The following is a 25,094-nucleotide window of genomic DNA, read 5'->3' as shown; positions in this document are numbered from 1 at the left end:
CACCCGCAGCCTAAGCTTTCAGCCACGATGACATACAAGCCTCCGGCGCGAGCCGGGGGCTTTTTTGTTGTCCGCGTGTTGCGGGTCGCAACGCGCAACCGGTGGCTGTGACGGGCCAGCCACGATGACCCACTGCAGGCAGCCCCGAGCCTGATCACCCCGAACCCCAGCCGCCGCAAGGCGGCTTTTTCATTTCCAGGAGATTCAACACCATGTCCATCAATCAAGCCATTTCCGCCCAGGACTCCGCGCTGTACGTGAAGGCCGGTACCGCCCCGACCGCGCCGAACAATCCGGCCGGCTATACCGAAATCGACGGCCTGACCGCCTTCCCGTTCGGCCGCGGCCAGGCCAACACCCTTGATGCCACCAACCTGCGTTCCAAGCAGATGGAGAACATCGCGGGTCTGTCCGGCGGCCAGGCCGTGCAGGTGTCCGGCCACCGCTGGCCGGTCGGCAGCTCGGCAGGCCAGGAGATCCTGCGCGACGCCGATCCGGATGCCGACCTGCACTTCCTGATGGTGCTGCCCACCGGCGATGCCGCTACCTTCGTCGCCAAGGTCGCCGCCTTCAACGTGGCCCCGGGCACCAACCAGGTGCTGACGTTCACTGCGGACCTGCTGCCGCGTGAGTTCGCGCTGGTAACCGTGGCCGCTGGCGGCACCCCGTGATGCTGCTGGGCAAGCAGCAGATCCTGGACGCGCAGGATCGCCGGCACGAGGACGTCGCCGTACCCGAATGGGGCGGCAGCGTGCGCGTGGCGATGATGTCGGCGCGTGACCGTGATCGCTGGGAGCAGGAGACCTATGGCGGTGACACGCCCAAGGTGGATGACTTCCGCGCGCGATTCGTCGGCCTGTGCCTGGTCGATGAAATGGGCGAGCGCCTGTTCTCCGACCACGAGGTGGCCCAGCTGGGCACGAAATCGGCCGCGGCGCTGGATCGCGTGTTCCGTGTCGCGCAGACGCTCAATGCGCTCGGCGATGCGGCCGTGGGAGAGCTGGAAAAAAACTGATCCGCCGGCCTGAGCGCCGGCTTCAGTTCCGGATCGCGTGGAGGCTGGGCCTCCCGCATCCGGACCACCTGCTGGCGGGAGTGACCTCCCGCCAGCTCTCGGAGATGTATGCGTTCGCACGCCTGGAGCCGTTGGACCAGCCCCTGCAGGGGATGCTCGCCCAGCTGACCAGTGTGCTGGCGCAGGTGCACGGCAATACGACCACTGCCGACGACTTCCTGCTGGTGCGACCGCGTGCGTCGCCGGAGAGGGCGGCAAAGGAGCGCTCGCAGCAGCTGCTGGAACTGTTCGGCAGCGCATCGCGGCGCAACGCTGCGGCGTGATTCCGGGCGGGGCAGGGCATTGCTTCTCCGATGCGTGGCATGCAATCGAACCTGGGGCCCTGCGGGGCCCCTCATCATTCTTGGAGGAACGCGTATGGCGTCCACTAACCAGAATCTAGACGTAGTACTGCGGGTCAACACGACGGGCTTCCGTACCGCAATGGCGGAGGCCAGCCGCCTGGCAACGCAGAATCTCAAGACACTGCGCGCGGAGGCCGAGCGGACGGCCGCCGCGCTGGCGCGCGTGCATGCGGCACCGGAGGGCGCAACGGGCAAGGCCGCGACAAAGGCAAAGGCCAACGTCGGCGGCGATGTGCTCGGCAGCGGCTTGAAGGAGCTTGGTAGCGGCCTGCTGACGGCCGCCGGTGGCCCATGGGGCATCGCCATCGCGTCGGTGCAGAAGCTGGGCGAAGCGTACCTGGACATGGTCAAGGCGTCCGAACGTGCGCGCAGCGAGTACAAGGAGCAGATGCAGTCGCTGCAGCAGATGTCGTTCTCGATGGACCAGGCCGGCCTGGGCATGGGCGCGGGCACGCTGCCCCTGGAGCAGGCGGTCGCCACGCTGCATGAGCAGGCCAGGGCGCTGCGCGAGCTGGAGGCACGCGAGAAGGCGCTGCAGGGCTCGGTCGTCCATTGGGAAGGCCGAGTGAGTCATGGCCAGCGATCGGGACGGGAAGGGGCGGGCCTGAGTGCAGCCTCGGACTACGCCGAGCTGGAGAAGGCCAGGGCGAACCTGGAAGCGTTCCAGGCGGAGGTCGCGCCGGTCCAGGAGAAGTTCCGGGGCCTGAAAGAAACGATCAGGGGCGCCCTCGACGAGAAGCTGTTCAATGCGATTGCCGCGGCCATCCAGAACGTGGACAACCAGACGCTTGACCAGCTCATCGCGTCTCTGGGTGCGACGCAATGGAACGCATTGAAGGCGACCGATGCCTTCAACGGCATGCTGGGCGCCATGCGCGGAGAGGCGTGGCGGGACGAGGTCGAGTGGATCCGGCTGACCCGTGGCGAGTACGCGGCCTGGATGGCTGAACGCGGCGCGGAGATCAACGCAAGGGGCGGCCCGGACAAGATGGACCCGGCCCAGCGCGCAGAGTTCAACAGGGATGCCGCGCGCAAGAAGGCCGACATCGAACGCAAGGCCCAGTTCCGCGAACAGCAGCAGGCCGCCCAGCAGTCGGTCAGGGGCGTGCACGAGCAGGCTGATGCGTACGCCGGGCTGATGGATCGCATCGAGAAGCAGATCGCCCAGGACCGGGTGCGGCAGAAGCTGAAGGAGGGGATGACAGAGGCGGAAAAGCTGCAGGTCACCCTCCTTGACGAGATGGAGCATGCCGAGAAGAAGCTCAGCGAGCAGAAGCAACTGCGGGTGAAGGCCTCGCTGGACGCCGCGGTGGCCCTGGCCAAGGAAGCGGCAGCCGCTGAAGCGTCGAAGAAGGCCCAGCAGGATCTGCTGAAGCTGCAGCGGGAACTCCAGCAGGCGGCGCATGCACAGCAGCGCGGCAACGACCAGGCGCTGTTCGGCATCGGCCATGGCGCAGCGAGCGTGGATCGCATGCAACGCCGTTCCGCTCTGGATGAGGATCGGGACAATCGAAAGCGCGCGCTGGACGACGAGTCGCGTGGTGAGGACGGCAAGGTCATCGAGTCGGAGCGCTACAGAGCCCGGCTGGCCGAGCTCGATGCATTCCATGAACAGTCACTGCAACGCGAGGCAGAGTTCCAGGAGAACAAGAAGGCATACCAGTCCGATTGGAAGAACGGCGCAATGCGGGCGTTCGAGGACTATGCCGATGCCGCGGCCAATGCCGCCGAGTTGAGCCACGGCGTCTTCAGTAATGCATTGGGCGGGTTGGAAGACAGTCTGGTCAAGTTTGCCCAGACCGGAAAGCTGTCCTTCTCCGACCTCGCCGACTCGATCATCGCCGATCTGGCGCGCGTGGCAGCCAAACAGATGGTCAGTGGGCTGATCAGTTCGATCGGGCAGATGTTCGGACCGAAGATCACCGGTTTTTCCATCGGCGGCTATACAGGCCCAGGGGGCAAGTACGAGCCGGCCGGCATCGTCCACAAGGGCGAGGGCGTGCTCAGCCAGGAAGACATGGCTGCGCTCGGCGGCCCATCGGCATTCTTCGCCCTGCGCACTTCGCTGCGAACCGGCAATGGCCTGTCCGGTGGTGATAGCGGGGGTTATGTGCAGGTACCGATCGCCCGTGCCGGCGAGGGTGGGATGAATGTGGAAATCAACAACTACGGCGAAAGCCGGGTCAACACCCGGGAAGAGCGGCAGCGCATGCCCGATGGCAGCGAAGTACGGCGGCTGGTGATCGACATCGTGGGCGACAGCCTCAACGGTGGTGAGCTGGGCGCCATTGGACGGGCCCGATACGGATGGACGGAGGCAGTGGGATGAGCAGTTGGCCAGAATATGCAGAAATCCGCTTTGCGGATTACGGCGAGGAGATCGTCGCTTCGGAAGAGCGGACCGAGATGGAGCGCGGCCCCAGCAAGATGCGCGCGCTCAACAGCCGGGTGATGAAGAACGTGTACGCCTCGGTGCAGTTCCGCACCGCGGCTGACGCCGAGGCATTCGAAGCGTGGTACCTGCACGATGTCGGTCGCGTCGGCTGGTTCACGATGGAGCACCCGCGGACCGGGCAGCCGATCAGCGCCCGCTTCCCGCAGGGCATCGGCCGCCTGGTGCCACTGAACACCCGGTTCCGCTTCTCCAAGCGCGATCTTGTACTGGAGTACATGCGATGAGTTCCTTCCATGAGCGCCGCCAGCGCCTGGCCGACACCCAGGGACCGCTGATGCTGTTGGAAGTGTCGGCGCCGTCGATGCCGGAGGTGTTGCGGATCGTCAACGACAACGTCAACTGGACCAGCAACGGCAAGGAGTTCATTGCCGCACCGTTCGGCTTCCAGCTTCCCGACGATGTCAGTGGACAGGCACCGCGCGCGCAGCTGGTGATCGACAACATCGGCCGCGCACTCACCGAGGACCTGGAAGGGCTTGCCCCCGGAGAGATGGTGACCGCTCGGTTGATGCTGACCGATCGCGCCGATCCGGATGCCATCGAGGCCGAGTACGACCTGCCGATGACCCAGGTGTCGGTCAACACGCGCACGGTCAGTGCCCAGTGTGGTGTCGACTTCCTGATGCGCCAGCAGGCCGTGCTGCTGCATGCCAATCCGTTCACGCTGCCGGGGATCTTCTGATGCGCCTGGTCGACGTCGAGCGATGGGTGGGCATCCCCTATGACGAAGCAGCGTGCGACTGCGCCGACCTGGTGATGCAGGTGCAGCGGGCGCTGTTCGCCCGTGAAGTGGCACTGCCCGGACGCCGGCCGCGCGGGCGGCGCGGCTCGGCCGAGCTGGGCGCATTGTCGCGCGCGCAGGCGGTACCTCGCGAGGGCCCTCCACAGGACGGCGACCTGGTACTGATGATCGAACGCGGACAACACAACCCCGGCCACGCCGGGGTTTTCTTTTTCCTGGCTCATGAGGGCTGGGTCTTGCACAGCAACGAAACGAACGGCTGCAGCGTGCTGCACCGCGTTCGTGACCTGCCCGGATTTGGGCTGAGGATCGAGGGATACTACGCATGGAACTGACACCACAACCGGCGGTCGACGGCCGCCTCATCATCACCCCGCACCCGGTGCTGCTGGATGGCCAGCGCAACGTGCCGGTCGAACTGCGCCCGGGTGAAAGCCTGTACGCATTCCTCATGCGCCATGTAGACGGGCTCGATGGCCGCGCATGGCAGGTCTGCGTTGACGGGCTGGAGGTGCCGCGCGAGCAGTGGATGCACACGCGACCGCGCCATGGCCAGTTGATCGAAGTGCGCAGCGTGGTGGGCAAGGCGGTGATTCCGCTGGTGGCGATGATCGCGCTGACCTATTTCACCTTCGGCATCGGCACGCTGGTGGCCGGTTCCGCGTGGGGCGCAGGCGCCGTTGCGGGGCTCAGCGCCACCTACGGCACCGCGCTGGCGTCGGCGGTCTATGTTGCCGGCAGCGTGCTGATCAACAAGGTGCTGGGCCCGAAGCCTCCCCGTGCAGGTGGCGGTGGCGGTGTCGCCGACACGGCGTATTCCCTGGCAGCGCCGCGCAACCGTGTGCGCGCCTATGAACCGCTGGGCCTGCTGTTCGGTTCCACGCGCCTCGCTCCGGACCTGATCAGCCGCCCATATACCTGGTTCGAGGGCGATGAGCAGTACGTCGGCCTGACCCTCAGCCCGGGCATCAACGTTGGCCGGGTGGAGGCCCTGCAGAACGGTGATTCGGCGCTGTCCAGCTACGAAGGCGTGCGCACCTGGTTCCGCGGCTTCCCGCAGATGCCCGACGAAGCGATTCCGCTGTACAGCAACGCGGATGTGATTGAAGGCGCGCAGCTGCTCGATACCGGCAGCGATGCCAAGCACGTGGCCAGCCCGTGGGTGGAACGCACCAGCTCCGCTGACTCTCTGCGCCTGCAGGTGAACATCGAGTTCCGGCTGTGGGATACCACGTCCAAGGGCAAGGACAAGGACAACCGCGAGCAGATCCAGATCCAGTACCGGCCGGTCGGCTCCGATGCCTGGCAGTCGTTCGGCAATTACAGCGTCGTGGGACGCACGCAGAAGGCGCGCCGCGTCAGCTACGGCCGCGACGTGGAGCTGGGCCAGTACGACGTGCGCGTACGCGTGGCCGGGCAGAACACCGATGGCAGTGGCGCGCAGGCGAATTTCACCTGGACCACGCTGGTCAGCGTGCAGCGCGACGACGCCAGCCATGCCGGAATTCCTGCCATCGGCCTGCAGATGAAGGCGTCCGGCCAGCTCAATGGCACCCCGGATGAGATCCGCTGCGTGGCCCACGCGCGACCGATTCCGGTGTGGAAGGGGGAAGCGGCCGGCTGGGTGACCGAGGAAACCAGCAACCCGGGCGCACAGATCCTGGCCTACGCGCGTGGCATCCATGATGAGAACGGCAAGCGCATCGCCGGCCTGGGCATGGCCGACCGGCGCATCGATATCGAAAGCCTGAAAGCCTTCATGCTGCACTGCGCGGACAACGCGCTGGGCTACGACTACTGGCTGACCGAGGTGCGCAGCCACCAGGCAGTGCTCGACGCCATCGCGCTGGCCGGCTTCGGCCAGGTGACCTGGGCGAAGGGCCGGCTGGGCGTGGCCTGGGCGGCCGATGAGCAGCCCCTGTCCGGCGTGGTCAACATGGCCACGATCAAGAAGGGCCAGTTCCAGGTCGATTACACCCTGGCCAACGCTGCCGACGGCATCGAGTACAGCTACCTGGACCGCCGCACCTGGAAGGCGGCGACGCTGCGCGTGCCGGCGCCGGGCGTGGAGGTGATGCTCAATCCGGCCAAGATCACCGGTGAGGGCGTCAGCTCCGAAGCCCATGCCGCGATGCTGGCGCGTTGGCATCTGGCGCAGAGCGTCTATCAATACAAGTCGATCAGCTACAGCACCGACATCGAACACCTGGCCTACTCGCGGTTGTCGGTGCTGGCGTTGCAGCACGACCTTACCCAGTGGGGCTTCGGTGGCCGCCTGATCGATGCCGCCGTCGACGCTGCAGGCGTTGCCACGCTGCAACTGGACGAGACGGTCCCGGCACCTTCGCTGGGCAGTGCGTTCATCGGCCTGCGTATTCCAGGCGAGCGTGTCTACCGCGTACTGCGCGTGGTTCCGGGCGCTGAGCCAAGTGACAGGCTGGTGCTGGCCGATCCGTGGCCGGCAGATGCACCGCTGCCGGGCCACAACGACGGCAATCCTGCACACGACACGATCTGGATCTACGACTTCAAGCAGACGCCGGGTACCCGCGTGCGCGTGACCGGCATCCGCCCGGAAGGTGACCTGAAGGGCGCCGCTGTGGAGGTGGTGCAGGAGGGGCCCGAGTTCTGGCACTACGTGCGGACCGGGCAGTATGTGCCGCCGTCGAATGAATCCTCGCTGCAGACCCGGCCGGTGGCCAGCAATCTGAAGGTGGTCGAGCGCCAGGTCAGCCGGGGTGGCAGCGTGCATACCGAACTGCAGGCCAGCTTCGATATCAGTGGACCCACCGGCGAAACGCGGGTCCTGTCCGATCCAGACGGCAATGCCGCGCTGGAGGAAGTGGCACGCACCACCACGCGATCAGCGAGCTGGGCGATTCCCGGAGCGGGTACCTATCCGGTGGTCGTTCGTCCGTACAGCCCCGATGGCCGTGCCGGCGTTGCCGTGTCTACCCAGTACACCACGCTGGGTGCCGATGCGCCGCCGGTCCTGGTCGATCTGTTCGACATCGAAGAGCTCAGCGGTGGCGTGCGCCGGTATGTGTGGGGCTTCTCCGGCGACACCGTGCAGTCGGCTGATTTCGCCGGCGTGGAAATCCGCTATACCGCCGGCAGTATCGACAACCCGCTGTGGGAGCACATGACCCCGCTGGGCGATGCCGGTGGCTTCTTCACCTCCGCAATCGAAGCCGTATTGCCAGAGGCGGGCAGCTGGACGTTTGCGTGCCGCAGTCGCAACACCGCTGGCGTGCTGTCCGTCGGTGCCCGCTACCTGCGACGCTCGCTGGGGCGCAATACCGGGCAGACGCTGGAGGGAATCGGCGGTGTGGTCGAATCGGTCAAGCAGGACCTGGGCAAGGAAATCAACGCCCGCATCGACAGCGACCTGGCCGCCGCCACCCGTGCAGCCGAGGCGCTGCGTAGCGAATCGCTGCGCCTGCAGGACCAGATCACCGCCAGCGCCCAACGACTTGCCGGCCAGGCCGAACGGCTGGACCAGCAGGCGCAGGCGCTCAAGGCGAACACCGATGGCCTGGCGCGCGAAGTGCTGGACCGTGCTGCCGGCGATCTGAATACCCGCACCGAGCTGACCACGGCGGTGACCCGCGAAACCAGCGAGCGCCGGTCGGATGTGGAGAACCTGACCCGCATGGTGAGCCAGCTGTCGGCAGGCAGTGGCGTGCAGTTCGACAGCAAGCGCATCTGGTACTTCGACAGCAGCGTGGAAGGTTGGGGCGCGAATGGCGGCAGTCCAACGCTGGTGGAGGGCTGGCTGCGCCCGGCCAACCATGCCAGCGACGCCTTCGTGACGAGCCCGCGCGGCCAGGATGTCCAGGGCGCGGCGCACCGCTTCGTCAAGCTGCGCATCCGCAAGGTGGGCAGTCCTGCCTGGGACGGGCGCCTGCTGTGGAATGGTCCCGGCCAGTCGTGGGACAACGCACGCATGGTGCAGTTCGCGGAGCCAAGCTATGACAGCAACGGCATCGCGACGCTGGACGTGGACAACATTCCATGGAACGGGACCATCGTCGACCAGATCCGCCTGGATCTGTCCAAGGCGCAGACCGATGCCGACTACTTCCTGCTGGACTGGGTGGCGATCGGTCGCCCGACGCCGGGTGCGTCGGTGGCCATGCTGCAGGACGAAGCCACTGCACGCGTCGCAGCAGACAGCAGCGAAGCGGGCCGGCGCGAGTCGCTGGCCGTGCAGTTGCGCGGCAGCTACGAGGGCGGTGACCTGGCAGGGGTCAGCCAGGGCCTGATCGCGGCCGAGAAGACCGCACGGCTGAGTGGCGACCAGGTCAACGCGCAGTCGATCCAGGCACTCCAGGCACGGATGCCGGCAGGCACCGGCGCGCTGGCCACCGGTGCCAGTGTCAGCAGCCTGCAGCAGGCGATGGTGACCGCTGACACCGCGCTGGGGCGGCGCGTGGACAGCCTCGATGCCACGATGGGGGACAAGATCGGATCCAGCGCCTTCAATGCGTTGAAGACCGAAGTCGGGCAGCTCGATGGCCGGGTTACCAGCAGCAGCCAGGACCTGGTGCAGCTGAAGAGTCGCATGGAAGCGGTGATGGGCGCGGGCAGCAACCTCGCGCTCAATGGCGACTTCAACCTGGGCGCTGGCACCGGCTGGACGTTCTTCAACACCACCGCAGCATCGGTGGTGCGCGAGGGCCGCGGCAACAGCCTGTGCTGGAAGGCGGAGCCCTATGCGGGCGGAAGCAATACGGTGGTCAGCGCCGCGGTCAATGAGGGGCGCGTCATCACCCTGACCGCCGGCCGTCGCTATCGAGTGTCGTGCTGGACGCGGACCAGCGAGGACTTCGACGGCACCGCCGACAATACCAAGCTGCGCGTCGCCGACCACAACGGCAACCTGATGGGCGGCGCCACGCAGTCGTTCCCGAAATCGGCGGACTGGGTCAAGACCGAGACCGTCGTGACGTTGCCGCCTACCGGCACGGTGCAGGGCATCAAGGTCACGATCAATCGCAATGGCACGGCCGGCACGTTGTGGCTGGACGATTTGTGGGTGGAGGATGTGACCGATGTCGACGCGAACGCTGCGGCGGTCAGTGGCCTGTCGACCAGGGTGGAACAGATCGATGGCAAGCTGAGCAGTGCCGCCGAGGACGTCACCCGGCTGGCCTCGGGCATCGGCAACATGGTGGCCTACAACATCATCGCCAACGCACATATCCTCGCCTGGCCCACCGGTGGCCCCCGTGCATCGGGTGTGTACCGTGCCAATGGCAGCATCGTGCCAGGCATGGGCGCCAACCGGGGGCTGCGGGTGGGCATCATCAATGCGGACAACAGCATCACCGATACGGCGGTGTTCGATACCCATGGCAATCTGCAGAGCGAGTCGGCCCGCTTCAACACCTGGTACGACCAGACGCTGAAGGACAACCAGTACTTCATTGCCTATACGTCCGATGCAGTGGGGGCGATCAGTAGTGCCAGCAACAGCGACACCAGTGGCCTGCGCACCCGCCTGCTGGACGCGGGCCTGTCACAGGAAAACCTGGCGGCCCTGTCGGGGTCGCGGATGCTGGTGATGATCGGGCGGCGCAGGAGTGGTGCCGGCGGTGGCAGGCAGATCCTGTCGCCCTTGCCGGAGACCGGCCGTACTGGCATGTGGGTGGAAATGACCGTCACCGTGCTCAATGGCGTGCCGACCGGATCGCAGGATTCGTCGATGCTCGATCGTACGGCGCGGAGCAATGCGGACGCATTGACCGGGCTGCGCACCGACGTCAGCAAGCTCGGTACCGACCTGGTGTCCGCCGCCGACAGCCTGACCAGCCTGGCCGCGCGGGTCGACACCTCGGTGACCAGCAGCGACAACGTGCTGCGCAACAGTAACTTTGCTGGCAGTGCCGCCTGGTGGACGCTGACCCGTACCGTGTCGGCCAACACCGTGGAGTGGGTGAAGGCATCGGGCCAGAGTGGTGATGCGTTGCTGATGACGCATGGGCCGCAGGCCGGGCAGAATCCGGCCATCACGGCCAATGACGCGCGGTGGCTGCCCGTTGTTGCCGGCAGGTCGCGGCGGTACCGCCTGGTGATGGTCGCCCGCGCCTTCGACGATGCGACGGCGACCCTGGTCTGCCGGTTGCGCGTGCGAACCACGGGTACAGGCGAAAGCCACGCCGACGTGACGCTGAACCTGTCCGATGCGTCCTGGAAAACCTACACGGCCGAATGGTCTGCTGCGCAGGATCGCAACGAGATCATGCCGCAGGTGCATCTGACCAACGCCGGCGGCAAGGTGCTGTTCGACCGGATCGAGTTCTACGACATCACCGATGCGCAGGACATCGCCGGCAACGCGACGGCCATCGCCAACCTGCGCAGCGACGTGGTGCAGCTGGGCGATCGTGTCACCAGCAGTGCGTCCAGTGTGCTCAAGCTGCAGTCGGACGTGCAGTCGGTCCTCAATGGCAGCGACAGCCTGTTCCCGCTGGGTGCGTTCGAAACGTTCCAGGATGGCCAGCTGCTGGGCAGTGCGGCGGGCACGATCTACACCGTCCGCGCCGATGCTCGCCGGACCGGTGAGCGCGGTCTGGACGTGAACGTTGCGGCCAACACCAGCCCGAACACCAATGCGGACCTGTACTTCGGGCAGTGGACCCCCATCACCGGCAATCGCCGCATCTATGTGGAGTACTACGCCCGCCTGCATCCGGACAGTATCCAGCCGACTGGTGGTTCCATCCGGGTGGGCTGGCAGACCACCAACGAAGCCAACGCGGAGAATTCGTGGCCCTTGCAGGCTTACGCACTGGCCTCGCTGCGCAGGGATGGCTGGACCAAGGTCAGCGGTTACCTGGACACCGCCGCGTCTGCGGCGAAGTGGCGGATGCTGGTCAGCATTCCGGGAGGAAGTGGTGCGCGCGAAGTGGGCGTGCGCGTGCAGGTGGACGACATCCGCATGATCGATGTCACCGACGCCTACGCCGCGCAGCAGAGCGCCGCTGCCACGGCCACCGCGGTGACCGCGCTGACCACCAAAGTCGATCGGCAGGGCACGAAGGTCGACGCGCAGGCGCAGCAGCTCACCGACCTGTCCAGCGGGCTGAAGGGCGTGCTCAACACCGGAAGCGGCCTGCTGCCCAATCCCGACTTCGCCGAAGGGCTGGGGGGGTGGACGGCATCGGCGGCGGCCAATGGGGCGGTGTGGAGTACGGTCAACGGCGACGGACGCCCAGGTGTGCTGCTCAACCGCTACACGAACGTGAATCCGACCCTGCAGGCCAACGGTGGCAAATGGGTGCCGATCAACGGCGCGCGCCGCCTGCGGGTGATCGTCCGCGCCTGCGGTGCTGGCGGCGCCAACAATCTGCTGGTGCGGATGTATCGCAAGAATGCGGCAGGCCAGCAGTCCTACCAGGATCTGCGTGCCGTGTTCGCGGTGGAGGCGTTCGAGACCCGATCGTTCGACTTCGATGCCTTCAACAGCGGCATCGATGCCTGGCGCTTGAACCTCTATGTTCATCCCGACAACGGTCAGGTGCGGGTGGACAGCGTCCAGGTCTATGACATCACCGACCAGGTGGCCAACGATGCCAATGCCTCGGCCATCACGGGGCTGAGCACCTCGGTAAGCCAGCAGGGCACCAAGCTGGACACAACCGCGCGTGACCTGACCCAGCTCAAGACCCAGGTGGGCGATGTATCGGCCAGCGGCTTCTCGCAGCTGAACAGCCAGGTCAGCCAGCAGGGTACGCAACTGACCGCGCTGTCCGGGCGGATCGATGGCGTGCAGGCCTCACTGGGTGGCAAGGCGGATGCAGCCGTGGTCACCAGCATGCAGGCGCAGGTCAAGAATCTGGGCGCCGGTGGCAACCTGCTGATGAACACCACGTTCCCCTTCTGGCAGCGCTCGGGGTGGGGCTGGGGCAGTAATCCGAACGGGCGGTGGACCGAACTGGGCAACCCCACCGGCGATGACAACTGGCATCCGCAGGGGATCTTCGGGCTGGGCGCGGTGACGCCCGGCGTCGTCGCAGCAGGCGAAATGGCATGGTGGGGAACCGAGTACGACATCGCCATCGAAGGCGGCAAGACCTATTGCGCGTCCGCCTGGATCAATACCCATCGCGTGGAAGCCAAGCTGGAGATGACGTTCTTCGATGCGGCCGGCAATCACCTGGGGCTGGTGCACAGCCCGGGCGTGAGGAGCGATACCGGAACCCCGATCACGCTCGACCGCTTGACGCGCACGTTCCTGATCACCAAGGCGCCCGCCACGGCGACCTTCGCTCGCTTTCGCGTGATCGTGATCGGCACCGGTGGAAACACGCCCTATTTCTGGATGTTCCGCCCGATGCTCAGCCAGGTGGACGCGGCAGCAACCGCCCCGCCCACCTGGTCGGCCGGAGGCACCGAGTCTTCCGCGCAGTGGTCGGTCAACGTCCGTGCAGATGGCCGGGTAGGGGGCGTGCAACTGGCGTCCAGCGGCCAGGTCTCGCGTTTCGATGTGGTGGCCGACGCGTTCAGTGTCAGTGCCCCCGGTGGCGGGCGTCGTACCGAGTACAGCGATGGCAACTGGCGGGTCTATGACGAAGCCGGACGCCTGCGCGTGCGCATGGGCGTGTGGTGACCCGTGCACCTGCCCGCCGCGGTGGGTGCCCTGCATGAAAACCGTTCGGGCCGCCGGTGGATGCGGCCCTTTTTTTGGAGATCCAACATGAAGTTCAACGCACGTCTTGTCCTGCTGACCCGCGCAGTGGAGCAGTCGGGGGTGGTCAATCTGCATTTCCGGCCGGAGGGCGAGAACCTTCTTCCGCAGATGGTGATCCCGGTATCGCCGCTGGATGCGTATGCCTTGAAGTTCGGGGCACTGTACCGGTTCGAGGCGATCGAGGTGGAAGAAGCGCTGCCCATTGAAGCAGCCGCTGGCTGAGACCGGGCGGTTGCAGTGGTGCTGGATATGACCGGGTACTGACCCTTCACGGGCTAGGCGCCGCAGGCGGCAGCGGCGATTCAGGGCGCTGGCCCGAAGCCCGGTATACTGGCGCCCTTTCAGGCCCCGGCCCCCAGGTACCCCTGCCATGCCGGCAGGGGCCCAGGCCCCCAGAGTCCCGCGATTCCATGTCCCAGCTGAACCCCAAAGTCGGCTTCGTCAGCCTTGGCTGCCCGAAGGCCCTCGTCGATTCCGAGCGCATCCTCACCCAGCTCCGCTCGGAAGGCTACGACATCGTCCCGTCCTACGATTCGGCCGACGTGGTGGTGGTCAACACCTGTGGCTTCATCGATTCGGCGGTGACCGAGTCGCTGGATGCCATTGGCGAGGCGATGAACCAGAACGGCAAGGTCATCGTCACCGGCTGCCTGGGCAAGCGCCCTGAGCAGATCCGCGAGGCGTACCCCAACGTGCTGGCGGTGTCCGGCCCGCAGGATTACCAGAGCGTGATGGAAGCGGTGCATGAAGCACTGCCGCCCAAGCACGATCCGTTCGTGGATCTGGTGCCCGACTACGGCATCAAGCTGACCCCGCGCCATTACGCCTACCTGAAGATTTCCGAAGGCTGCAACCACACGTGCAGCTTCTGCATCATTCCGTCGATGCGCGGCAAGCTGGTCTCGCGCCCGGTGGATGAGGTGCTGCGCGAAGCCGAGCGCCTGGTGCGTGGTGGCGTGCGCGAACTGCTGGTGGTGTCGCAGGACACCTCGGCCTACGGCGTGGACGTGAAATACGCCGAGAAGATGTGGCGCAACAAGGCCTACCAGACCCGCCTGAAGGCGCTGTGCGAAGGCCTGTCCGAGCTGGATGCGTGGGTGCGCATGCACTACGTCTACCCGTATCCGCACGTGGACGAAGTGGTGCCGCTGATGGCCGAGAACCGCATCCTGCCGTACCTGGACATCCCTTTCCAGCATGCGAGTCCGCGCATCCTGCGCCTGATGAAGCGCCCCGGTGCGGTCGAGAAGACCCTGGAGCGCGTGCAGAACTGGCGCCGTATCGCGCCGGACATCACCGTGCGTTCGACCTTCATCGTCGGCTTCCCGGGCGAGACCGAGTCCGAGTTCGAAGAACTGCTGGCGTTCCTCGACGAAGCGCAGCTGGATCGCGTGGGCGCGTTCGCCTATTCGCCGGTCGAGGGGGCCACCGCCAACGATCTGCCCGATGCTGTGCCGGAGGAAGTGAAGCAGGAGCGTCTGGCCCGCTTCATGGAGAAGCAGGCGCAGATCTCCGCCGCACGCCTGGAGGCCAAGATCGGCACCGTGCAGCAGTGCCTGGTCGACGCCATCGAAGGCGATATCGCCGTGGCCCGTTCCAGGGCCGATGCGCCGGAGATCGACGGACTGGTGCACATCCAGAACGCCGACCAGGTGCCGCTGCGCGTGGGCGACTTCGTCGACGTGGAAATCACCGAGAGCGACGAGCACGACCTGTACGGTGACGCGCTGCCCGCCGCTCCCCGCCCGGCATTCGACCTCAAGATGCTGTGACCGCAGCGACGACCGCCGCCAGTGACGGGGGCGGCGTCCGGCGCTTCGTACCGCCGCCACGTGCGGCGATCGATCCGCAGGTGTTCGCGCAGCCGCTGTTTGCCGGGCTGCAGGATTTCCGTGATCTGCTGGATGGCCCCCACTGGCCGTCCATCGCGGCGCTTGACGCACGCCTGTCCCTGCCGGGTTGGCAGCTGGTCGAACAGGATGCCGCGTTGCTGGCCGATGGCCTGCACTACGAGGCCCGCATCGCGCAGGGGCGCATCGCCACCCGTGCCGACAACTGGCACGACCTGTTCAACGCGCTGGTGTGGGCCTCCCACCCGCAGCTCAAGCGGGCACTCAACGTGCAGCAGTGCCGGCATATCGAAGCCATGCCACCCGGCCAGCGCAACCGCGCGCAGGCCGCCTTGACCCAGTTCGACGAAACCGGCGTGATCGTGCGTGTGGGGGATGTCACGTTGCTGCGCGCGTGGGATGGGCATGACTGGCCTGCGTTGTTCGAGCCAACGCGCTGGCAGAGCGGTGACATCGCCATTGCCACGGTATTCGGGCACGCGTTGATGGAACAGGCACTGCTGCCGGGGCGATTGCTGGTGGGCAAGTGCGTGGTGGTGCAGGGTGATGCCGATGCTGCCTGCGTTGACGCGGTGACTGCGGCCATTGCCGAAGGCAGGGCAGTGACCGATCCGCTACAGCTGCGGCCCCTGCCGTTGGCCGGTATTCCTGGCTGGCACGGCGTGCAGGATTCCGCCTTCTATCGCAATGCCGGGTATTTCCGCCCGTTGCGCGCAGGGCGCACATATCCGCCGCCGTTGTAGAGCCGAGTCCATGCTCGGCTGCGTTTGCCCATCAGCCGAGCATGGGCTCGGCTCTACAACGGCAGCGAGGTCGGGCATGACTCGACTCTACAACGGCGCGTACTCCACCCCGATCACCGTAAAGGTAAATTGCCCGCCGGGCAGCTCCACCGAGAATTCATCATCCAGTCGCTTCTTCAGCAGCGCCCGCGCCAACGGCGAATCGATGCTGATCCAGCCCAGCCCGGCATCGGTCTCATCCGGCCCGACAATGCGATAGCGGCTGGTCTCGCCACTGTCCACATTCTCCAGTTCCACCCATGCGCCGAAGAACACCGCCAGCGGGTCGGTCGGCGTGGTGTCGACCACGCGCAGTGATTCCAGCCGCTTGGTCAGGTAGCGCACGCGACGGTCGATCTCGCCCAGCTGCTTCTTGCGATAGGTGTATTCAGCGTTCTCGGAGCGGTCACCTTCCGCGGCGGCCGCGGCCAGTGCCTTCACCACCTCCGGGCGGCGCACGCGCCACAGCTCATCCAGTTCGGCCTTCAGCCGGGCATGCCCGGAGGCGGTGATCAGTGCCGTGCTTTTTTCTGCGGGGGGGCGCCAACGCGACATGCAATACGACTTCTTTTCTGGATGACGAACGGGGAGTGGGGTCGGAGCCCTCCCTGGCGGGGGGATCCGACCCTGGGGTCAGATCCCTTTCCAGCGGAAAGGGCTCTGACCCCGGCCGTGGCAGATCAACGCTTTCCGCCGAAGATGCCACCCAGGATGCCGCGCACGATCTGGTTGCCCAGCTTGGTGCCGACGGTGCGCGTGGTCTGCTTGGCCATCGTCTCGATCATGCCCTGGCGGCGCTTGGTGCCGAAGATCGCATCCTTGATCGCCTGGCCGAAACCGCCTTCCTGCGCTTCGTCCTGTTCGCGGCTGCGCGCGGCCGGCGCCTGCGCCTGTTCGACAGTCTTCTGTGCACGCTGGGCCAGCAGTTCGGCGGCCGATTCGCGGTTGATCGCGGTGTCGTAGCGACTGCCGACCGGGCTGCCGGCACGCACCTGGGCGCGCTCGGCTTCGGTGATCGGCCCCATCCGGCAGCGTGGCGGCGCGATCATGGTCTGCTGCACCGGCATCGGGATGCCCTTGTCCTGCAGCGTGGAGACCAGGGCCTCACCAGTCCCGAGCTGGCTCAGTACCTTGGCCACGTCCAGCTTCGGGTTCGGCACGAAGGTTTCGGCCGCGGTCTTCACCGCCTTCTGGTCGCGCGGGGTGAACGCGCGCAGTGCGTGCTGCACGCGGTTGCCGAGCTGGCCGAGGATGTTGCCTGGCACGTCGTCGGGGAACTGCGAGCAGAAATACACGCCCACGCCCTTGGAGCGGATCAGGCGCACCACCTGCTCGATGCGCTGCACCAGCGATGGCGGCGCATCGTCGAACAGCAGGTGTGCCTCGTCGAAGATGAAGACCAGCTTCGGCTTGTCCAGGTCGCCCACTTCCGGCAGCTGCTCGAACAGCTCCGACAGCAGCCACAGCAGGAAGGTGGAGTACAGCTTGGGCTTGAGTACCAGCTGGTCGGCGGCGAGGATGCCGATCATGCCGCGGCCGTCGTGGTTGACGCGCATGATGTCGGCCAGCTCCAGCGCAGGTTCGCCGAAGAAGTGCTCGCCACCGTCCTGCGCCAGGCGCAGCACCGAACGCTGGATCGCGGCGATCGACTGCGCGCTGACCAGGCCGTACTCGGTGGAGATGTCCTTGCGCTCCTCGGCGACGAGGCCGAGCAGGGCGCGCAGGTCGTCCATGTCCAGCAGCAGCAGGCCGCGGTCGTCGGCCAGCTTGAACACGATGTCGAGCACGCCGGACTGGGTGTCGTTCAACTCGAGGATGCGCGCCAGCAGGGTCGGGCCCATTTCGCTGACGGTGGTGCGCACCGGGTGGCCCAGCTTGCCGTACAGGTCCCAGAAGAGGGTGGGGCTGGCGGCCGGCGCATAGTCGGCCACGCCGATCTCGGCGGCACGCTGGAGCAGGTTCTCGGCGCCGCTGCCGGGCACGGCCAGGCCGGAGACATCGCCCTTCACATCGGCCAGGAACACCGGCACGCCCAGTCGCGAGAAGCCCTCGGCCAGCGTCATCAGGGTCACGGTCTTGCCGGTACCGGTGGCGCCGGCCACCAGGCCGTGGCGGTTGCCGAGTTTCGGCAGCAGGGTGACGGCAATATCGTCGGTAATGCCTTTGCCGAGCAGAATCGGATCCATGGTCCAGCCCTTGTGATGAATAGCCCAATGTTAACCGCCGGCAGTGACGGTCCGAAGGTCGGCTTGCCCGGACCTTGGCGGCGCCGCTACTCTGCCTGCCTGTTTCGCACACAGTGCCATCAATGCCCGTTCCTGTCCTGATTTCCCGCGGTTGGCCGCTGCTGGCCCTGGCCGGCCTGGTTTCCCTGGCGCCCGACGCCCATGCGCAGCGGGTTTCGGCCCGGGACAAGGTGAAGGTGGATGCGCTGCAGCAGCGCATGACCGTCGCCGAAAAGCGCTACAGCGACGCCCTGCTGCTGGTCGCCAATGCCGACCCCAAGGGCAGCAACGAGGCCGACGCCGCGCTGGAGGACATGGAAGATGTCCTCAACGACTGCGTGAAGCAGAAGGGCTGCCAGATGGGCACCCTGCTGGCCAGCTACAAGCGCCTGCTCAAGCACGACGCCGATGCGGCTGCCAGCGATGACGTGGCCGACGAGGGGGGTGACCGCCTGGAAGCCGACCCGGATCACATCGGCCCGCTGACCGCGGATGTGCCCGAGGCCGCGCGCGCTGCCGCGCTGCTGAACGACAAGCGGCACGCCTTCGACAGCATGGTCGAGTACAACCCGGCGGTGCAGGCCGGCATCCGTCGCTGGCTGACCGACATGCGTCCTGCGCTGCTGACCAGCTACGAGAACTACCAGAACCTGCGCGCGGTGATGTGGCCGGAGTGGGAGAAGCGTGGCCTGCCCGAGGCGCTGCTGTTCGGCATCATGGCCAAGGAATCCAACGGCCGCGTGCACGCCTCCTCGCGTGCCGGCGCCGCCGGCCTGATGCAGTTCATGCCGGCCACTGGCCGTCGCTTCGGCCTCGGCCCGGATGGCACCGGCTTCGACACGCGCTTCGATGCGCGCAGCGCCGCCGAGGCCAGCGCCAGCTACCTCAACGAACGCCTGCGCGAACTGAACAACAACGTGGAAATGTCGGTGGCCGCCTACAACGGTGGCGAAGGCCGTGCCGCACGCGTGTTCAAGCAGAGCGCCGGCCAGAGCTTCTGGACCGACAGTGTCTACAACCAGTTCCCGGGCGAGACCAAGGACTATGTGCCGATGGTGATTGCCGCGGCCTGGATCTTCCTGCACCCGCAGCAGTATGGCGTGGAGTTCCCGAAGATCAGCGCGCAGCCGGCCACGCTGCGCCTGGCCAAGTCCACCACCATCTATGAACTGACCATCTGCCTGGGCAGCCACGGCACCCGTGATGGCTACATGCGCGCGCTGCGCAACCTCAACCCGCGCTATGAAGCCGATGGCTGGATTCCGGCCGGCACCCTGATCAACGCCACCACCCGCATCGCCGGGCTGTACCAGCGCAACTGCGTCAGTGGCCCGCGTGCCGACCTGGCCCGCACCCTGATCACCGCCGATCTGAACGCGGCGATCAAGCGCCCGACCGCGGCCAGCTACACCGGCAGCGTCGCCGTGGGCGGCGTGGTGCCGGTGGCCGACGCTGCGGCCTCCACCAGTGTGCCGACCACGGTGGCGGCGGTGGCGACGCCTCGCCCGGCGCCGGCCGCGCGCCCGAAGCCGGTGCGCAGCCACAAGGTGGGCAAGGGCGAGACCCTGGGCGCCATCGCGGCGAAGTTCCAGTGCGACGTGCCGACCCTGGCCCGCGCCAACGGCCTGAAGGCCCCGGCCTACAGCCTGCGCCACGGCCAGACGCTGAAGCTGCAGGGCTGCGACAAGTAATTCCCCCGACCCCTGGAACCCGCATGGATCTCGAAGACACCCGCAACCTGTTCGCCAACCTCCGCGAAAACACCGACTGGGACATCAACGGCCCGCTGCTGTGGGGGTACTTCTTCGTGCACTCCACTGCTGAGCCGTTGCAGGCACTGGCAGAGCACCTGCAGGCGCAGGGCTACACCTTCGTGGAATTGTTCGAACAAGATCCGGAAGAGGGTGACGCGCCGTTCCACGTGCTGCATGTGGAGCGCGTGGAGATCCACGACGAAGCCTCGCTGGACCGTCGCAACCAGGAATTCGCAGCGCTGGCCGCGGAGAAGGGCGTGGAAGACTACGACGGCATGGACGTCGGCCCGGCCCCGGCCCTGCAGTAACGCGCGTACCGGTAGTGCCGGCCGCTGGCCGGCATCCCGTTGTGGAAAAGGGGACGGAGGGGATTAAGTCGTTTATGCATAAACGACTTAATCCCCTCCGTCCCCTTTTTATCAGCGCAGCTTCGCCAGGGCCTGGCCCAGCTGTACCGGGCTTTCGGCGCCCAGCTGCGGGGCGAATTCGGCCACGCCCGGCGGCAGCAGCACGATCACGGTCGAGCCGTAGTTGAAGCGTGCCATCTCGGCGAAACGCTCCAGCCTGATGCCCTGGCCGCGGTAGTCCTTGCGGGTGATGCGGTCGCCGTAGTGCGGAATCTCCTCGCCGCTCCACACGGTTTCCACGCCGGACACCAGCAGTGCACCGACCATCACGCTGACCATCGGGCCGAAGCTGGTATCGAAATGGCAGACCAGGCGTTCGTTGCGTGCGAACAGGCGCGGTACGCCGTTGACGGCCGCCGGGCCGACACTGAACAGGCGCCCTGGCACGTGCACGGTTTCACGCAGGGTGCCGGTCCAGGGCATGTGTACGCGGTGGTAGTCGCGCGGGGACAGGTACACGGTGGCGTACAGGCCGTCGTTGTACGGCTTGGCATCCTCGGCGCCGCCCAGCAGTTCGGCGGCGGTGAACGACTGGCCCTTGGCCTGGAAAATGCGGCCGGCCTCGATCCTGCCGAGCTGGCTGATGCGGCCGTCGGCCGGCATCACCAAGCTGCGCGGATCGGCATCGGCCACGCGTGCGCCCGGCTTCAGCGCACGGGTGAAGAACTGGTTGAAGGTCGCATAGCTGCGCGGGTCCGGGTTGGCCGCTTCGTCCAGGTTGACGTTGAACTTGCGGGTGACCGTGTCGATCAGCCAGCGCGACACGCGCGGATCGTCCGAGTACGCCAGCGAACGCGCCATCGAGGACAGCAGGCGGTGGGGCAGGGCATACGTCAGGGCGGTGGTGAGGCTCATGGGGCGGTTTTCTCGGTCAGCTTCTGCAGGTCGCGGGCGATCGCCGGCGCGTTGAACGGGGGGCGTACCAGGCCGGCGAGGCGGCCCTGCGGGTCGAGCACGGCCAGGCTGGCCGAATGCTCGACGGTGTAATCCTCGGGGTTCTCGTCGAAATGCTTGCCCGGCACCTTCTGGAACACGAAGCCCAACGAGGTGGCGAAGCGCTCCAGCGAGGGAACGTCAGCGGTGGCGGCCAGGGTGTCCTTGTGGAAGCCGTGCACGTACTCGCCCAGGCGGGTGGCGCTGTCGCGGTCGGGGTCGACCGAGATGAACAGCACGCGTGGGCGCAGGCTGTCGGGCAGGGCTTCCCACTGGTTCTGCGCGCCGGCCAGCGCGGCCAGCGTGGTCGGGCAGACGTCCGGGCAGAAGGTGAAGCCCAGGAACACCAGGGTCCAGTGGCCCTTCAGTTCGCCCGGGATCAGGCGGGTGCCGTCGGACTGGGCCAGGTTGAAGTCAGGCAGTTCGCGCGGCTGCGGGTACAGCGTGATCGCTTCGGTGGCCGGGGCATTGGCCGGCGGCTTCGGCGCGAACACCTGCTGGGCGGCCAGCAGGCCGAGACCCGCCGCCAGGGCGATCAGCAGGATGATGCCGGCGTTGCGATTGAACATGGGGGCTCCCGCGCGAAGTGGGCCCCATCATACCGGCTGTGGCCCGAATCGTTTCCGCCGCAACGGATGCCGCCACGGGCGCCAGCCCCTATAATCGGGGGCCACTTTGCCCGCAGTACCGCCATGACCGCTGAAACGGCCGCCGAACTCCACACGATCATCGATCTGATCCGCTACGGCACCAGCCGTTTCAACGAAGCCGGGCTGACCTTCGGGCACAGCTACGACAACGCGCTGGACGAGGCCACCCAGCTGGTGCTGCACAGCCTGCACCTGCCGCACGACCTCGGCCCGGCCTACGGCCAGGCGCGCCTGCTGCAGGCCGAAAAGCTGCGCGTGCTGGAGCTGTTCCAGCGCCGCATCGATGAACGCATCCCGGCCGCCTACCTGACCGGTGAGGCCTGGTTTGCAGGATTGAGCTTCAAGAGCGACAAGCGCGCCCTGGTACCGCGCTCGCCGATCGCCGAACTGATCGAATGCGGCTTCGAGCCGTGGCTGGCCGGCCGCGACGTGTACCGTGCACTGGATCTGTGCACCGGTTCGGGCTGCATCGCCATCGCCATGGGCCACTACTACCCGAACTGGCAGGTGGACGGCGTCGACCTGAGCGACGATGCACTGTCGCTGGCCGAAGAAAACAAGGAGCGCCTGCAGGCGCACAACGTCACCCTGATCAAGTCGGACCTGTTCAACGGCCTGTCCGGCCGCCACTACGACCTGATCGTCACCAATCCGCCATACGTCACCAACGACGAGACCGATGCCCTGCCGCAGGAATACTCCTACGAGCCGGAGATGGGCCTGCGTGCCGGCGACGACGGCCTGGACCTGGTGCTGAAGATCCTGCGCGATGCCCCGCTGCACCTGAGCGAGGACGGCCTGCTGATCTGTGAAGTGGGCGAATCCGAGCAGCATCTGGTCAAGCTGCTGCCGGAAGTCGATTTCGCCTGGATCGAATTCAAGGTCGGCCAGATGGGTATCTTCGCGGTTGAATGCCGCGAGCTGATCGCCCACAGCGCACGCATCACCGAACTGGCGGCGCAGCGCCCGTGAGCTCCAATTCGTTCGGCAAGCTGTTCACCGTCACCACGTTCGGCGAGTCGCACGGGCCGGCCATCGGCTGCGTGATCGATGGCTGCCCGCCGGGGCTGGCGCTGGACGCGGCCGAATTCGCCCACGACCTGCAGCGCCGCGCCACTGGCAAGAGCCGGCATACTTCGGCGCGGCGCGAGGCCGACGAGGTCGAGATCCTGTCCGGCGTGTACGAGGGCCTGACCACCGGCACCCCGATCGCGCTGCTGATCCGCAACACCGACCAGCGCAGCAAGGATTACGCCAACATCGGCCAGCAGTTCCGGCCGGGCCATGCCGACTACAGCTACTGGCACAAGTACGGCATCCGCGACCCGCGCGGTGGCGGCCGTTCCTCGGCACGCGAGACCACCATGCGCGTGGCCGCTGGCGTGGTCGCCAAGAAGTGGCTGGCCGAGCGCTTCGGCGTCACCGTGCGTGGCTACCTGTCGCAGCTGGGCGACATCACCCCGGCCGGTTTCGACTGGTCGGCGGTGGAAGACAACCCGTTCTTCTGGCCGCATGCTGCACAGGTGCCCGAACTGGAGGCGTACATGGACGCGCTGCGCAAGTCCGGAGATTCGGTCGGTGCGCGCGTGGACGTGGTCGCCGACAATGTGCCGCCGGGCTGGGGTGAGCCGATCTACGGCAAACTCGACGGTGAACTGGCTGCCGCGCTGATGAGCATCAACGCGGTGAAGGGCGTGGAGATCGGCGACGGTTTCGCCAGCGCCGCGCAGAAGGGCACCGAACACCGCGACCTGCTGACCCCGCAGGGCTTCGCCAGCAATCATGCGGGTGGCATCCTCGGTGGCATTTCCACCGGCCAGCCGGTGGTCGCCTCGATCGCGTTGAAGCCGACCTCCAGCCTGCGCCTGCCGGGCCCGTCGCTGGATACGTCCGGCAACGTGGTCGAGGTGGTCACCACCGGCCGCCACGACCCCTGCGTCGGCATCCGCGCCACCCCGATCGCCGAGGCGATGGTAGCGATGGTGCTGATGGACCAGGCGCTGCGTCACCGCGCGCAGTGCGGCGATGTGGGCACGATCACCCCGCGCATTCCCGGGCAGATCGATGGCTGACACGCGGCCGACCGTGTGGGTGAGCCAGCCGCTGATCGACGCGGCCATCGCGCCGCTGCGCGATCGCGTGCAGCTGCGCAGCACCGACACCGTCACCGCCTGGGCCCCGGACCAGATCGCCGGACAACTGGCCAGCGCCGACGGCGCGATCATCACGCTCAACGAGCGCATCGGCGCGGCCCAGGTGGCCGGCGCCGCGCAGCTGCGGGTGATCGCCAATGTCGGGGTGGGCTACAACAACCTGGACGTCGACGCGCTCAGCGCGGCCGGCATCCTGGCCAGCAACACACCGGACGTCCTGACCGAAACCACCGCCGATCTCGGTTTCGCCCTGCTGATGGCCACCGCGCGCCGCATCACCGAGTCCGAGCGCTGGCTGCGCGAAGGGCAGTGGCAGCAGTGGTCGTTCCAGACCATGCTCGGTGCCGATATCCACGGCAGCACGCTGGGCATCCTTGGCATGGGCCGCATCGGCCAGGGCATCGCCCGTCGCGGCGCGCACGGTTTCGGCATGAAGGTGCTGTACCACAACCGGTCGCAGCTGCCGGCGGCGACCGAGGCGGAAGTGGGCGCGACCTATGTGGACCTGGATACGCTGCTGGCACAGTCCGACCACCTGCTGCTGGTGCTGCCCTACACGCCGGCCTCGCATCATCTGATCGATGCCGCCGCACTGGCGAAGATGAAGCCGTCGGCGACGCTGGTGAATATCGCCCGCGGTGGCCTGGTCGATGAGATCGCGCTGGCCGATGCGCTGGCCAACGGTCGCCTGGCTGCGGCGGGTCTGGATGTGTACGAAGGCGAGCCAACGGTACGCCCGGAACTGCTGGCGCTGCGCAACGTCGTGCTCACTCCGCATATCGGCAGCGCCTCGCTGGCCACGCGCACGGCGATGGTACAGCTGGCCGTGGATAATCTGCTTGCCGGGCTCGGCCTGGACGGCGGCCCGTCGCGGATGCCGAGCGCGATCAACGCTGACGCGGCGATGGCCGCGCGCGTGACGCTGGGCAAAAAAACCGGGAAACGATAGGGAACCTCCGCGCGCCCCGCTTGAGGAGGTTCCCCGAACCCAGCTGTCGTGCGTGTTTTTCCCCATTCCCGTTTTCGTGA

The 25,094-nt window shown here is 66.8% G+C and carries 20 protein-coding genes; 16 read left to right on the top strand and 4 right to left on the bottom strand.

What is annotated here, in order from left to right; translation table 11 throughout:
- Nucleotides 1–212 precede the first annotated feature (212 nt).
- From AC5P8R_RS05160 to AC5P8R_RS05110, 11 genes are all read left to right on the top strand, one after another.
- A complete protein-coding gene (locus AC5P8R_RS05160) occupies nt 213–671 on the top strand; it encodes a hypothetical protein (RefSeq protein ID WP_014037992.1) in 459 nt (152 codons plus the stop codon).
- Nucleotides 671–1,015, top strand: coding sequence for a hypothetical protein (locus tag AC5P8R_RS05155; RefSeq protein WP_014647908.1), 345 nt, complete (start codon nt 671–673; stop codon nt 1,013–1,015). Before AC5P8R_RS05160 ends, AC5P8R_RS05155 begins: the two co-directional genes overlap by 1 nt.
- Before the next feature lie 80 nt (nt 1,016–1,095).
- Nucleotides 1,096–1,338, top strand: a complete 243-nt coding sequence (locus AC5P8R_RS05150; RefSeq protein WP_227864145.1) for a phage tail assembly protein T — start codon at nt 1,096–1,098, stop codon at nt 1,336–1,338.
- Nucleotides 1,339–1,432: 94 nt separating this feature from the next.
- Nucleotides 1,433–3,748: a phage tail tape measure protein gene (locus AC5P8R_RS05145; protein WP_069116152.1), complete on the top strand. Its 2,316-nt coding sequence runs from the start codon at nt 1,433–1,435 to the stop codon at nt 3,746–3,748.
- Complete coding sequence (locus AC5P8R_RS05140) at nt 3,745–4,098, top strand: hypothetical protein (protein WP_014647906.1); 354 nt, start codon at nt 3,745–3,747, stop codon at nt 4,096–4,098. The genes AC5P8R_RS05145 and AC5P8R_RS05140 overlap by 4 nt, the downstream gene beginning before the upstream one ends.
- Nucleotides 4,095–4,556: a DUF1833 family protein gene (locus AC5P8R_RS05135; RefSeq protein WP_014647905.1), complete on the top strand. Its 462-nt coding sequence runs from the start codon at nt 4,095–4,097 to the stop codon at nt 4,554–4,556. Before AC5P8R_RS05140 ends, AC5P8R_RS05135 begins: the two co-directional genes overlap by 4 nt.
- Complete coding sequence (locus AC5P8R_RS05130; RefSeq protein WP_014647904.1) at nt 4,556–4,951, top strand: hypothetical protein; 396 nt, start codon at nt 4,556–4,558, stop codon at nt 4,949–4,951. Before AC5P8R_RS05135 ends, AC5P8R_RS05130 begins: the two co-directional genes overlap by 1 nt.
- Nucleotides 4,942–13,230, top strand: coding sequence for a host specificity factor TipJ family phage tail protein (locus AC5P8R_RS05125; RefSeq protein WP_495223053.1), 8,289 nt, complete (start codon nt 4,942–4,944; stop codon nt 13,228–13,230). Before AC5P8R_RS05130 ends, AC5P8R_RS05125 begins: the two co-directional genes overlap by 10 nt.
- 87 nt (nt 13,231–13,317) lie before the next feature.
- Nucleotides 13,318–13,533 (top strand): hypothetical protein, encoded by a 216-nt coding sequence (locus tag AC5P8R_RS05120; protein ID WP_041863666.1) that lies wholly within the window; start codon nt 13,318–13,320, stop codon nt 13,531–13,533.
- Between the two features lie 188 nt (nt 13,534–13,721).
- A complete protein-coding gene (rimO, locus tag AC5P8R_RS05115; protein ID WP_329890522.1) occupies nt 13,722–15,083 on the top strand; it encodes a 30S ribosomal protein S12 methylthiotransferase RimO in 1,362 nt (453 codons plus the stop codon).
- Nucleotides 15,080–15,904, top strand: coding sequence for a DUF3025 domain-containing protein (locus tag AC5P8R_RS05110; protein WP_197621656.1), 825 nt, complete (start codon nt 15,080–15,082; stop codon nt 15,902–15,904). Before rimO ends, AC5P8R_RS05110 begins: the two co-directional genes overlap by 4 nt.
- An 87-nt stretch (nt 15,905–15,991) precedes the next feature.
- On the opposite strand, the gene greB is transcribed toward AC5P8R_RS05110, so the two are convergent.
- Together greB and AC5P8R_RS05100 are read right to left on the bottom strand one after the other, a co-directional pair.
- Nucleotides 15,992–16,498: a transcription elongation factor GreB gene (gene greB / locus AC5P8R_RS05105; protein WP_100450414.1), complete on the bottom strand. Its 507-nt coding sequence runs from the start codon at nt 16,496–16,498 to the stop codon at nt 15,992–15,994.
- Between the two features lie 125 nt (nt 16,499–16,623).
- Nucleotides 16,624–18,129, bottom strand: coding sequence for a helicase HerA-like domain-containing protein (locus tag AC5P8R_RS05100; RefSeq protein ID WP_046431840.1), 1,506 nt, complete (start codon nt 18,127–18,129; stop codon nt 16,624–16,626).
- A 122-nt stretch (nt 18,130–18,251) separates the two neighbouring features.
- Between AC5P8R_RS05100 and AC5P8R_RS05095 the strand changes: the two genes are divergently transcribed.
- Nucleotides 18,252–19,859 (top strand): transglycosylase SLT domain-containing protein, encoded by a 1,608-nt coding sequence (locus tag AC5P8R_RS05095; RefSeq protein ID WP_495223052.1) that lies wholly within the window; start codon nt 18,252–18,254, stop codon nt 19,857–19,859.
- 23 nt (nt 19,860–19,882) lie between these two features.
- A complete protein-coding gene (locus AC5P8R_RS05090; protein ID WP_046431838.1) occupies nt 19,883–20,230 on the top strand; it encodes a ribonuclease E inhibitor RraB in 348 nt (115 codons plus the stop codon).
- Between the two features lie 111 nt (nt 20,231–20,341).
- Here the strand turns inward: AC5P8R_RS05090 and asd are convergent, their stop codons facing one another.
- Entirely contained in the window at nt 20,342–21,184 is an 843-nt protein-coding gene (gene asd, locus AC5P8R_RS05085) for an archaetidylserine decarboxylase (protein ID WP_169411778.1), read from the bottom strand.
- Nucleotides 21,181–21,831 carry an SCO family protein gene (locus AC5P8R_RS05080; RefSeq protein ID WP_014647895.1) on the bottom strand — a complete coding sequence of 217 codons (651 nt, stop codon included), beginning with the start codon at nt 21,829–21,831 and terminating at the stop codon, nt 21,181–21,183. Before AC5P8R_RS05080 ends, asd begins: the two co-directional genes overlap by 4 nt.
- Nucleotides 21,832–21,954: 123 nt before the next feature.
- Here AC5P8R_RS05080 and prmB point away from each other — a divergent pair, with 123 nt between their 5' ends.
- From prmB to AC5P8R_RS05065, 3 genes are read left to right on the top strand one after another with little or no spacing between them, the layout of a single operon-like run.
- Nucleotides 21,955–22,884, top strand: a complete 930-nt coding sequence (prmB, locus tag AC5P8R_RS05075; RefSeq protein WP_014647894.1) for a 50S ribosomal protein L3 N(5)-glutamine methyltransferase — start codon at nt 21,955–21,957, stop codon at nt 22,882–22,884.
- The gene (gene aroC, locus AC5P8R_RS05070; RefSeq protein ID WP_014647893.1) at nt 22,881–23,984 is read left to right on the top strand and encodes a chorismate synthase; all 1,104 of its coding nucleotides are present in this window, start codon (nt 22,881–22,883) and stop codon (nt 23,982–23,984) included. Before prmB ends, aroC begins: the two co-directional genes overlap by 4 nt.
- Nucleotides 23,977–25,014 (top strand): 2-hydroxyacid dehydrogenase, encoded by a 1,038-nt coding sequence (locus AC5P8R_RS05065; protein ID WP_041863663.1) that lies wholly within the window; start codon nt 23,977–23,979, stop codon nt 25,012–25,014. The genes aroC and AC5P8R_RS05065 overlap by 8 nt, the downstream gene beginning before the upstream one ends.
- Nucleotides 25,015–25,094 lie beyond the last annotated feature (80 nt).

It is taken from the genome of Stenotrophomonas sp. YJH_SMC_73 (assembly GCF_059370155.1).
The sequence above is the reverse complement of the archived record's forward strand: the minus strand, read 5'-3'. Positions and strand labels throughout refer to the sequence as shown.